This is a genomic window from Rhodococcus sp. CX (genome assembly GCF_015865005.1).
In the GTDB taxonomy this organism is placed as follows: domain Bacteria; phylum Actinomycetota; class Actinomycetes; order Mycobacteriales; family Mycobacteriaceae; genus Rhodococcus.
Map to the genome: position 1 here is coordinate 2,441 of NZ_JADZGH010000218.1, position 11,731 is coordinate 14,171.

At 69.3% G+C, this 11,731-nt stretch carries 7 protein-coding genes and 1 pseudogene; 5 read left to right on the top strand and 3 right to left on the bottom strand.

Going from position 1 to position 11,731, the window contains the following annotated elements:
* Window positions 1-18: 18 nt before the first annotated feature.
* Window positions 19-1,659 (bottom strand): glucose-6-phosphate isomerase, encoded by a 1,641-nt coding sequence (gene pgi / locus I0Q12_RS23970; protein WP_197255402.1) that lies wholly within the window; start codon window positions 1,657-1,659, stop codon window positions 19-21.
* Window positions 1,660-1,738: 79 nt separating this feature from the next.
* Between pgi and I0Q12_RS23975 the strand changes: the two are divergent.
* A pseudogene (locus I0Q12_RS23975) lies at window positions 1,739-3,191 on the top strand (NAD-dependent succinate-semialdehyde dehydrogenase).
* 55 nt (window positions 3,192-3,246) lie between these two features.
* On the opposite strand, the gene I0Q12_RS23980 reads toward I0Q12_RS23975, so the two are convergent.
* Entirely contained in the window at window positions 3,247-3,546 is a 300-nt protein-coding gene (locus I0Q12_RS23980) for a chorismate mutase (protein ID WP_197255404.1), read from the bottom strand.
* Window positions 3,547-3,810: 264 nt separating this feature from the next.
* Here I0Q12_RS23980 and pcrA point away from each other — a divergent pair, with 264 nt between their 5' ends.
* On the top strand, window positions 3,811-6,237 hold the full coding sequence (gene pcrA / locus I0Q12_RS23985) for a DNA helicase PcrA (RefSeq protein WP_197255406.1): 2,427 nt from the start codon (window positions 3,811-3,813) through the stop codon (window positions 6,235-6,237).
* 66 nt (window positions 6,238-6,303) lie between these two features.
* Here the strand turns inward: pcrA and I0Q12_RS23990 are convergent, their stop codons facing one another.
* Window positions 6,304-7,362, bottom strand: a complete 1,059-nt coding sequence (locus I0Q12_RS23990; RefSeq protein WP_231611318.1) for a M23 family metallopeptidase — start codon at window positions 7,360-7,362, stop codon at window positions 6,304-6,306.
* 224 nt (window positions 7,363-7,586) lie between these two features.
* Between I0Q12_RS23990 and I0Q12_RS23995 the strand changes: the two genes are divergently transcribed.
* From I0Q12_RS23995 to sucD, 3 genes are all read left to right on the top strand, one after another.
* The gene (locus I0Q12_RS23995) at window positions 7,587-9,263 is read left to right on the top strand and encodes a hypothetical protein (protein ID WP_197255408.1); all 1,677 of its coding nucleotides are present in this window, start codon (window positions 7,587-7,589) and stop codon (window positions 9,261-9,263) included.
* Window positions 9,264-9,408: 145 nt separating this feature from the next.
* Window positions 9,409-10,578 (top strand): ADP-forming succinate--CoA ligase subunit beta, encoded by a 1,170-nt coding sequence (gene sucC, locus I0Q12_RS24000; RefSeq protein WP_197255410.1) that lies wholly within the window; start codon window positions 9,409-9,411, stop codon window positions 10,576-10,578.
* Window positions 10,579-10,594: 16 nt separating this feature from the next.
* The gene (gene sucD, locus I0Q12_RS24005; RefSeq protein WP_197255412.1) at window positions 10,595-11,497 is read left to right on the top strand and encodes a succinate--CoA ligase subunit alpha; all 903 of its coding nucleotides are present in this window, start codon (window positions 10,595-10,597) and stop codon (window positions 11,495-11,497) included.
* The last annotated feature ends 234 nt before the right edge of the window (window positions 11,498-11,731 follow it).

The following is an 11,731-nucleotide window of genomic DNA, read 5'->3' on the forward strand; positions in this document are numbered from 1 at the left end:
CAGAAGCCGCGTAGATCGTCAGCTGTTGCGGAGCCGCCGGTACTCGCGGATCAGCGCGTCCGTCGACGAATCCCCCAGGGATGCGGGCTCTTCCGGCTCGGTCAGCGCCGGTTCCAGCGCGAGCGCCTGCGCCTTGCCGAGTTCGACACCCCACTGGTCGAACGAATCGATACCCCAGATCACGCCCTGCACGAACACCTCGTGTTCGTACAGCGCGATCAGCTGACCCAGCGTGGAGGGGGTCAGCGACGGGGCCAGGACCGTCGTCGACGGGCGGTTGCCGGGCATCACCTTGTGCGGCACCAGCGCCTCGTCGGTGCCTTCGGCGCGGATCTGCTCGGCGGACTTGCCGAACGCGAGCACCGTCGACTGCGCGAAGAAGTTCGACATGAGCACGTCGTGCATCGAGCCGCGTCCGTCGATCGTCGGCAGGTCGTCGAGGGGGCGGGCGAAGCCGATGAAGTCCGCCGGGATCAGGTGCGTGCCCTGATGCAGGAGCTGGTAGAACGCGTGCTGGCCGTTGGTGCCCGGCTCACCCCAGAAGATCTCCCCGGTCGGATAGTCCACCGCGGTGCCGTCCGAGCGCACCGACTTGCCGTTCGACTCCATCGTCAGCTGCTGCAGATACGCGGGGAACCGCACCAAATCGTTGCTGTAGGGCAGTACCGCGCGGGACTGCGCCCCGAGGAAGCTGGTGTACCAGACGCCGAGCAGACCGAGCAGCACCGGCGCGTTCGATTCGAGCGGCGCCGTCGCGAAATGGGTGTCCATCGCGTGGAACCCGGCGAGCAGTTCCGCGAACCGCTCCCTGCCGATCGCGGCCATCACCGACAACCCGATCGCCGAGCCCACCGAATACCGGCCGCCGACCCAGTCCCAGAACCCGAACATGTTCTCCGGGTCGATCCCGAACTCGACGACCCGCTCCTTGTGGGTGGACACCGCGACGAAGTGCTTCGCGACGGCGTCCTCGCCGAGCGCCGCGACCAGCCAGCGCCGCGCCGCGGTCGCGTTCGACAGGGTTTCGAGCGTCGAGAACGTCTTGGACGCAACGACGAACAGCGTCCGGGCCGGGTCGAGACCCTGCAGGTTGTGGGTCAGATCCGCCGGATCGATGTTGGAGACGAACCGGGCCTCGACACCGGCGTCGACGTAGTGCCGCAACGCCCGGTACACCATCACCGGACCCAGATCCGACCCACCGATGCCGATGTTGACGACCGTGGTGATGCGTTCCCCGGTGGCGCCGCGCCACCGGCCGTCACGGACCCGGTCGGTGAATTCACCCATCTTGTCGAGCACCGCGTGCACGTCGGCGACGACATCCTGGCCGTCGACGGTGAGCGTCGCCTCGCGGGGAAGCCGCAGCGCCGTGTGCAGCACCGCGCGGTCCTCCGAGGTGTTGATGTGCTCGCCGGCGAGCATCCGATCGCGGTGTGCTTCGACGCCGCACGCGCGGGCCAGGTCGAGCAGCAACTCGCGGGTGCGGCCGGTGATCAGGTGCTTGCTGTAGTCGATGTACAGGTCGGCGGCGGTGAGCGTGAACGCCTCGGCGCGACCCGGTTCCGCCGCGAACAACTCGCGCAGGTGCAGCGACTCGATCTCCGCACGATGTTCGGCGAGCTGTTGCCACGGGGCGGTTCGCGTCACGTTTTCCATGTCTGCAGAGACTAGTGCGGAACGGAAGTTACCGGTCGGTCGGAAACCGATGTGAAATGCGCGGGCGCATGATGGGGACATGGACATCTCGGAGATGCTGCGAACCGTGCCCACCGATCTGTTCCTCGGCGGCGACTGGGCCGCTGCGGAGAACGGCGCGACCTTTCCCGTTCATGATCCGGCGACCGGGAAGGTCCTCACCGAAGTCGCCGACGCGAGTCCCGCCGACGCGGCCAGAGCACTGGACGCGGCGGTCGCGGCCGGGCCGGAGTGGGCGGCGACCGCGCCCCGCGAACGCGGTGAGCTGCTGCGCGCGGCCTTCGAGGCGGTCACCGCCCGCGCCGAGGAGTTCACCTTGCTGATGAGCCTCGAGATGGGCAAGGCGCTGCCGGAGAGCCGCGCCGAGGCCCGGTACGGCGCCGAGTTCCTTCGCTGGGTTCTCCGAGGAAGCGGTCCGCATCGCGGGCCGCTACACCCATTCGCCGGCCGGTACCGGGCGCATTCTCGTCACGAAGCAGCCCGTCGGCCCGTGCCTGGCGATCACGCCGTGGAACTTCCCGCTGGCGATGGGGACCCGCAAGATCGCGCCGGCGCTGGCCGCCGGCTGCACGATGCTCGTCAAACCGGCGTCGGCGACCCCGCTGACGATGCTGCTGCTCGCCCGGGTGTTCGAGGAGGTGGGCCTGCCGAAGGGTGTGCTCTCGGTGCTGCCGACCTCCCACGCGGGTGCCGTGACCGGTCCGCTGCTCGACGACCCGCGACTGCGCAAGCTCACCTTCACCGGGTCGACGAGCGTCGGCCGCGCCCTGGCCGAGAAGGCAGGGCATGCGATGCTGCGCACGTCGATGGAACTCGGCGGCAACGCGCCGTTCCTGGTGTTCGACGACGCCGATCTCGACGCCGCGGTCGACGGCGCGCTCGCCGCGAAGTTGCGCAATGGGGGCGAGGCCTGCACGGCCGCGAACCGGATTCACGTCGCGAACTCCGTGCGTGAGGAGTTCGTCGCGAAACTCACCGAGAAGATGGCCGCCTACCGGCTCGGACCGGGCACCGATCCGGACACGACACTCGGACCGCTGATCGACGCCGACCAGAAGGACACCGTCACCACCCTCGTCGACGATGCGGTCGCGAACGGTGCGCGGGTGCGGCTCGGTGGCAAGGTTCCGGACGGGCCGGGCTGGTTCTACCCGGCGACCGTCCTCGACGACGTCCCGACGTCCGCGCGGATCCTGCGGGAAGAGGTCTTCGGCCCGGTGGCGGCGGTGGCCGGATTCGACACCGAGGACGAAGCGATCGCCGCGGCCAACGCCACCGAGTACGGCCTGGCCGCCTACATGTACACGCGCAGCCTCGATCGTGCGCTGCGGGTGTCCGAGGCGATCGAATCCGGCATGGTCGGGGTCAACCGCGGGGTGATCTCCGACGTGGCCGCGCCGTTCGGCGGGGTCAAGGCGTCGGGGATCGGACGGGAAGGCGGACATGAAGGCATCGAGGAGTACCTCGAAACCAAGTACATCGCCTTCGAGTAGGCCGACGGCTACGGCCGGAAGCCCGTGCGGCTACCGGCCGAGTCGGTTGTGGCTACTACTGGCCGAGTCGGCCGCGGCCGAGGCGGAGCAGCAGCATCGCCAGGGTGTGACCCTCCTGGCCGAGATCGCTGAACCGCTCGAGCACCTTCATCTCACGGCTGTGCACGAGACGGGTGCCGCCGGAAGCCATGCGGGTACGGCCGATGATTCGCGAGACCTCGGTGCGGCGTTTGACCGCGGCGAGAATCTCGGCGTCGAGTCGGTCGATCTCCTTGCGAAGTTCGTCGATCTCCGCCTGGCTGGCGGGGACGTCGGCGGCAGAGTCGGATGTGGCAGCGTCGATGTTGGTGCTCATGTCATCTCCTCGCGTCAGAACTGGGATCGCTCCGGAACCGGTGGGCGTTACCGCCGGAGGTGGATCAGGACCGTGCGGTCAGGCGTCGGTGCTGGGAAACCGACACCGTAGTGCATCCTGTCCATCCGGTCGACAGCGGTCACATGACATGCAAACCAGTCTGCCATCCGTGGAATCCGGTCGCCAAGTAAGGGCGACCTGGCCGGAACGTCCGGATCGCCCGTCTACGCGATTGTCGGGGTCCGCCGGTAGTTTGGTACGACGATGAACACTCCCGTTGCCTTCGGCCACCCCGACTCCGATTCACCCCGGCGAGCGAGTGCGGATTCGTCCGACTCGCTGCTCGCGGGCCTGAATCCCCAGCAGCGGGAAGCGGTGACCCACGACGGTGGTCCCCTGCTCATCGTCGCCGGCGCCGGCTCCGGCAAGACGGCGGTGCTCACCAGGCGGATCGCGTACCTGCTCGCCGAGCGCGGTGTCGCGGCCGGTCAGATCCTGGCGATCACGTTCACGAACAAGGCCGCGGCCGAGATGCGCGAACGCGTCGCGCAGCTGGTGGGGCCGCGTGCCAACAGCATGTGGGTCTCGACGTTCCACTCCAGCTGCGTGCGGATCCTGCGGGCCCAGTCGGCCCTGCTGCCCGGCATGAACTCGAACTTCACGATCTACGACGCCGACGACTCGCGCCGGTTGCTCACGATGATCGCCAAGGATCTCGATCTCGACACCAAGAAGTACTCGGCGCGCCTGCTCGCCACCCAGATCTCGAACCTGAAGAACGAGCTGATCGATCCGCAGGAGGCCGCCGCGGACGCGGACGGCGACCCCGCGGAGCTGCCGCGCATCGTCGCGACCGTGTACGCCCACTACCAGCAGCGGCTGCGATCGGCGAACGCCTTCGACTTCGACGACCTCATCGGCGAGACGGTCGCGCTGCTGCAGGCTCATCCGCAGGTCGCCGAGTACTACCGGCGCCGGTTCCGCCACGTGCTCGTCGACGAGTACCAGGACACCAACCACGCACAGTACGTGCTGGTGCGCACGCTCGTCGGTGAGGCCGGAGACGGGAGCCCGGTGCCGCCGAGCGAACTGTGCGTCGTCGGCGACGCGGACCAGTCCATCTACGCCTTCCGTGGCGCGACGATCCGCAACATCGAGGAGTTCGAGCGCGACTACCCGGACGCCCGGACCATCCTGCTCGAGCAGAACTACCGCTCCACGCAGAACATCCTGTCGGCGGCCAACTCCGTCATCTCCCGCAACGCCGGACGCCGCGAGAAGCGGCTGTGGACCGACTCCGGCGAGGGCGATCTCATCGTCGGCTATGTCGCCGACAACGAACACGACGAGGCGCAGTTCGTCGCCGCGGAGATCGACCGGCTCACCGCCGCCGGGGAGGTCAAGTTCGCCGACGTCGCCGTCTTCTACCGCACCAACAACTCCTCCCGGGCACTCGAGGACGTCTTCATCCGCCACGGCGTGCCGTACAAGGTCGTCGGCGGGGTGCGCTTCTACGAGCGCAAGGAGGTCCGCGACCTGGTCGCGTACCTGAAGGTGCTCGCCAACCCGGACGACACGGTGAGCCTGCGCCGCATCCTCAACACCCCGCGCCGCGGCATCGGCGACCGCGCCGAGGCGTGCGTCGCGGTGCACGCCGAGCGGCTCGGGATCGGCTTCGGGCAGGCGCTGGCCGACGCCGCCGCCGGCCAGGTCGCGTTGCTGAACACGCGTTCCCAGAAGGCAATTGCCGCGTTCACCGAGATGCTCGACCGACTGCGCGCGATGCTCACCGAAACCGACTCGGACGGAAACGAACTCGTCGATCTCGGTGATCTGGTGGAGGCGATCCTCGAACGGACCGGCTACCGTGCGGAACTCGCCGCGAGCGACGACCCGCAGGACGGCGCCCGCCTCGACAACCTCAACGAGTTGGTCAGCGTGGCAAGGGAATTCAGCTCCGATGCGCGCAATGCGGCGGGGCTGGAGGACATCGAGCGGGACGAGGGCGATCCGGAACCGGGATCGCTGCCCGCATTCCTCGAGAAGGTCTCGCTCGTCGCCGATGCGGACCAGATCCCGGAGAACGACGACGGCGTCGTGACGCTGATGACGCTGCACACCGCCAAGGGCCTGGAGTTCCCGGTCGTGTTCGTCACCGGCTGGGAGGACGGGCAGTTCCCGCACATGCGCGCGCTCGGCGACCCGGCCGAGCTGGCCGAGGAACGCCGCCTGGCGTACGTGGGGATCACGCGGGCCCGACGTCGGCTCTACCTCAGCCGCGCGGTCCTGCGCTCGTCCTGGGGTCAGCCCGTGTCGAACCCGGAATCGCGTTTCCTGCAAGAGATTCCGCAGCACCTCATCGAATGGAAGCGGGAGGAGCCGGCTCGTTCGGCCGGCCACGCCATCGGGTCCGGACGCTCACGCGGCTACGGCGGCGTCGGATCCGGCTTCGGGGGCGGTTCGGGCTTCGGGGGCGGCTCCGGATCGGGCGGCGGGTTCGGCAGTGCGCGCGCCCGCAACAATCAGCTGGTGCTCGCGGTGGGGGACCGGGTCAGTCACGACAAGTACGGGCTCGGGACGGTGCTCGAGACGAAGGGGTCGGGACCGACCGCGACGGTCGTCATCGACTTCGGAAGCGCCGGCAAGGTGCGGCTGATGCTCGTCGGCGGCGTGCCGATGGTCAAGCTCTAGGGGAGAGGTGGCGCCGGGGCTCCGGTCACGGGGTACCGGCGCGGAATTGCTGCCGAGTGGGCCGATTCAGTCCTGCTCGATGCCGAGGCTGATGCCCCGGGTGGCGAGCCACGGAACCGGGTCGATCTTGTCGGTGCCGTTCAGATGCACCTCGAAATGCAGGTGCGGGCCGGTGGAGAAGCCGCGGTTGCCCATCGTCGCGATCTGGTCGCCCGCCATGACCTGCTGGCCCACGGTCACCAGGGTCTGGTCGATGTGGCCGTAGACGGTGACGGTGCCGTCGGCGTGCTGCAGGCGGATCCACAGGCCGAAGCCGGAGGCGGGACCGGAATCGATGACGACACCGTCGGCGACCGCGAGGATCGGGGTGCCGATCGGGCCGGCGATGTCCACACCGGCGTGCAGGGTGCCCCAGCGGGCACCGAAGTTCGAGGTGAACGTACCGATCGCGGGGAGGACGAACAACGGGCGGCGGGCGGCGGCCTCGCGGGCGGCACGCTCCTCGCTGAACCGCTGGCCCTTCGCGAGCAGGTTCGAGAACTGGGAGAGATCGTTCGGGTCCGCGATGTTGAGGACCTGCGGCGCCTGCGACGGAGCGGCGCCGTCCGAGGCGGTCGCGGCGAACTGGGAAGCCTGCGGTACCGCGGTGGCGGCGATGACGTTGGAATCGGACTCGTTCGCCGCGAGTGCGACCTCGGAGTGCTCGGATCCCTGCGAGGGCCCGTTCGTTGCGGCCTGGCCTGCGGCGACGACTGCGCCGGCCGCCACGGCGAACACCGCGGCGCGGCCCTTGAGCGCGCTCGGCGGTGTCGGGATGCGGTGGGCGCCGCCGCGGCGGCCCGGGGCATCCACGTCGACCGGTTCGTTCTCGTAGTAGGTCTCGGCGCCGGCGTCACGGAAAGCGGCCTGCCCGTAGTAGGACCGGTCGGCGTAGGACTGCGCGGCGGTCGGCTGGTCGTCGCCGTAGTGGTAGGGGGCGTCCGTGTAGTAGTCGGACTCGTAGTCGTAGTACCCGGACTCCGTGTAGTAGCCGGAGTCTGCCGAGTACCCAGCGCCTGCGTAGTGGTCGGTCTCCGATGATCCGTCGTGGACCCCACGGCTGGTGAGCTGACTGCTCGGGCTCATTCGCCGTTCCTCCCGTTCGTGACCTGACCGTTATTTCGACCAAAGGGACCGTAACGAAACGATCGCTGGGCTGGCAACCCATACGGGAGACACGCCCAGGCGCTGTGAGCGGCATCACAGTCTCACCTGCGGCGAAAGCGGAAACATTCCGCTCTTGCCCCGGCGATACAGAACATTTCGGTGTGTCACGGTCCGGTGACATATCGGTCGCGTAGCGTCGCCCCGTGTCGAACCGCCCCACACCACTCCGATTCGGACTCGCATTCTCGGTGCTGGGTGCCCTCGCCGTCGCGGCGGCGCCGCTGCTGCCGGTCGTGCGGGCCGGAACCGGCGCCGTGGGGTCCGCGATCCTCGCCGCCGCGATCGTCGCCGCGATCACCGTGTCGGCGATCCCTGTCGCCGCCTTCGCGGTCGCGCGCCGATCGGCTACCGCAGCCGGCGCCCTGCTCGCGGGGGCCGGGGGTATCGCCGCGGGCGCAGCGCTCGCCGATCTCACCTTGTTCGTCGACGCGATCGACGCGAACAGGTTCGAACTGTTCCGTCCCGTGACCGCCGCGGCGCTCACCGGCGGACCCGGTGCCGCGATGCTGCTCGCCGGACACCTGTGCGCGGTGCTCGCCGGTGTGGCCGGTGCGATCGCCGCGGGCGGCGCCCCGCACGCCGACGAGGGACCGGTCGGCACCCGGCCGGGTACGCCCGTCGTCGCCGGGATCGTCGGTGCCGCGACGGTGGTGGCCGTCGGGTTGCTCGCGCCGGTGGTGGTCTCGTCGGACCCGGTGATCGTCGCGCGCGGGGTGCTCGATGCTCCCGCGACCACTGCGCTCGGCGGTGTGCTTACCGCGACGTTCGCGCTCGTCACCGTGGCGTGGGCGCTCAGTGCGGGAACGACGGCCGCGGCGGGCGCGATCGCCGGGGCCGGAGCGGCCGCGCTCGCCCTGCTCGCACCACGATTTGCCGCGGGCCTGGCCGGGGACCGGCTCTCACCCACGCCGGCGACCGCCGCCGGGACGATCGCCGCGGTGCTCCTCGTCGTACTGGCCGCGGCGATGCCCGCGGCCGGTGCGCGGCGTGCCGCCCGCCCGGCCCGGCCGGGATCGACTGGTGTTCTCCGCTCCGGCCGGGCACACGCCGTCGCCGGTGTCCTCGGTCTCCTCACCGCCGCGCTCGCCGTCGTCGGAGCACTGTTGCCCACGCTCTCCGTGCCGGCCGGCCACGACGTCCCGGATCTGCCGCAGACCCGCGTGCTGCTCGTCGCCGGGCTGCTGCTGGCGGCGCTGAGCGTGTGGCTGCTGCTGTCCGCCTGTGCCGAGACGGTGCGTCCGGCGGTTGCGGTGCCGATCGTCGCGGTCGCGGCGACCGCCGCCGCAGTACTGCAGGCGTGGGTGGTGGCCGCCGACCTGCCGGGAGTCGACGCCGGTCCGGGGACCGCCGTCGTGTTCTGCACCCTGGTGGGTGCGGCCGCCACCGGTGTCGCGGTCCTCGTCGCGGGGGCCGCCGAGCGCGATCGGATCGACACCTCGGCCGAGCTGCACGTCACCGCGCGCACGCGCGTGGTCGTCCTGGTCGCGGCCGTCGCGTGCATCGTCGGGTCGGCCGTGCCCCTGTACCACGGTGCCGGGTCGCTGCTCGCCTATCCCTGGGGATACGACGTGTGGGGGCGGGCTCTGCTCGCCGTCGCGGTGGGGGTCGCGGCGGCGGTGGCGGTGCGGTCGCGACCCGCGCGGGGAGGGGCGTTGCTGCTGGGAGCGGCCGGTGCGACGGCCGTGTACGCGTCGTCGTGGGTGCTGGTTCGAAGTGTGATCCAGGATCCGGTCGCGGCCCTCTGTGTCGCACCTGTCATTCTGGGGACGGTGCTCCTCTTGGTTGCGGCCTCGCTCACACTCCGGGAGGAATCTCCGTGAGGTAGCTCGCGAGCCCTCGTACTCCGTGACATGCGCCACATGGCCCGAGTGCGATCGTTTCCTGGGGCTTCCAAGTAACTAGAGTCCGAACCTGGCCCGCTCAAAACCCCCGAGCGGGCGTGAACGCAGACGAGACGGTGAGCAGATGGATCTCTTCGAATACCAGGCGAAGGAACTCTTCGCCAAGCATGACGTGCCGACGTCGGCCGGCCGTGTTACCGACACGGTCGCCGGTGCCCGCGAGATCGCGGAGGAAATCGGCAAGCCGGTGATGGTCAAGGCCCAGGTCAAGGTCGGTGGCCGTGGCAAGGCCGGTGGCGTGAAGTACGCCGCTACCGCAGACGACGCGCAGACCCACGCCGAGAACATCCTCGGCCTCGACATCAAGGGTCACATCGTCAAGAAGCTTCTGGTCGCCGAGGCCAGCGAGATCGCGGAGGAGTACTACATCTCCTTCCTGCTCGACCGCACCAACCGCACCTACCTGGCGATGTGCTCGGTCGAGGGTGGCATGGAGATCGAAGAGGTCGCCGCCACCAAGCCGGAGCGTCTCGCCAAGGTCCCCGTCGACGCCGTCAAGGGTGTCGACCTCGCCTTCGCCCGTGAGATCGCCGAGAAGGGCCACCTGCCCGCCGAGGTTCTCGACGCCGCGGCCGTGACCATCCAGAAGCTGTGGGAGGTCTTCGTCAAGGAAGACGCTCTCCTCGTGGAGGTCAACCCGCTCGTCCGTACGCCGGACGACCAGATCCTCGCCCTCGACGGCAAGGTCACCCTCGACGCCAACGCCGACTTCCGTCAGCCCGGCCACGCCGCGTTCGAGGACAAGGACGCGACGGATCCGCTCGAGCTCAAGGCCAAGGAGAACGACCTCAACTACGTCAAGCTCGACGGTGAGGTCGGCATCATCGGTAACGGCGCGGGTCTGGTCATGTCGACCCTCGACGTCGTCGCGTACGCCGGTGAGAAGCACGGCGGCGTGAAGCCCGCCAACTTCCTCGACATCGGTGGCGGCGCCTCCGCGGCCGTCATGGCTGCCGGCCTCGACGTCATCCTGAACGACGCGCAGGTCAAGAGCGTGTTCGTCAACGTCTTCGGTGGCATCACCGCCTGCGACGCCGTCGCCAACGGCATCGTCAAGGCTCTCGAGATCCTCGGCGACGAGGCCAACAAGCCGCTCGTCGTCCGTCTCGACGGCAACAACGTCGACGAGGGTCGCCGCATCCTCGCCGAGGCCAACCATCCGCTGGTCACGCTCGTCGCCACCATGGACGAAGCTGCCGACAAGGCTGCCGAGCTCGCCGCCGCAGCGAAGTAAAGGGACACACAGAACAATGGCAATCTTCCTTACCAAGGATTCCAAGGTCATCGTCCAGGGCATCACCGGCGGCGAGGGCACCAAGCACACCGCGCTGATGCTCAAGGCCGGCACCCAGGTCGTCGGCGGCGTCAACGCCCGCAAGGCCGGCACCACCGTGTCGCACACCGACAAGGACGGCAACCCGGTCGAGCTGCCGGTCTTCGGCTCCGTCGCCGAGGCCATGAAGGAGACCGGCGCGGACGTCTCGATCGCGTTCGTTCCCCCGGCCTTCTCGAAGGACGCCATCGTCGAGGCCATCGACGCGGAGATCCCGCTGCTCGTGGTCATCACCGAGGGCATCCCCGTGCAGGACTCCGCGTACGCGTGGGCCTACAACGTGGAGAAGGGCAACAAGACCCGCATCATCGGCCCCAACTGCCCCGGCATCATCACCCCGGGCGAGGCGCTCGTCGGCATCACCCCGGCGAACATCACCGGCAAGGGCCCGGTCGGCCTGGTGTCCAAGTCCGGCACCCTGACCTACCAGATGATGTTCGAGCTGCGTGAGTACGGCTTCTCGACCGCCATCGGCATCGGCGGCGACCCGGTCATCGGCACCACCCACATCGACGCCATCGAGGCGTTCGAGAAGGACCCGGAGACCAAGGTCATCGTCATGATCGGTGAGATCGGTGGCGACGCCGAGGAGCGTGCCGCCGACTACATCAAGGCCAACGTCACCAAGCCGGTCGTCGGCTACGTGGCCGGCTTCACCGCCCCCGAGGGCAAGACCATGGGCCACGCCGGCGCCATCGTCTCCGGTTCCTCGGGCACCGCGCAGGCCAAGAAGGACGCCCTCGAGGCGGCCGGCGTCAAGGTCGGCAAGACGCCGTCCGAGACCGCTGCTCTCGCACGCGAGATCCTGAAGTCCCTGTAAGCGGCTTCCGCCGTCCGTGCGCGGTTTCGGTAGTTCCCACTACCGAAACCGCGCACGACGCGTTTATCCGTCGATCCACTCCCGGCCGACGGGTTCCAGCTCCCCGGCGCCGGACGTCACCGACGCCACCACACTCGCCAGCTGCTCCGGGTCCCGCGCCGCGACCGTGAACTTCGCCCGGTCCTCGTACGACACCCCGAGCACACTCACCCCGCGACCGCGCAGTTCCGCATC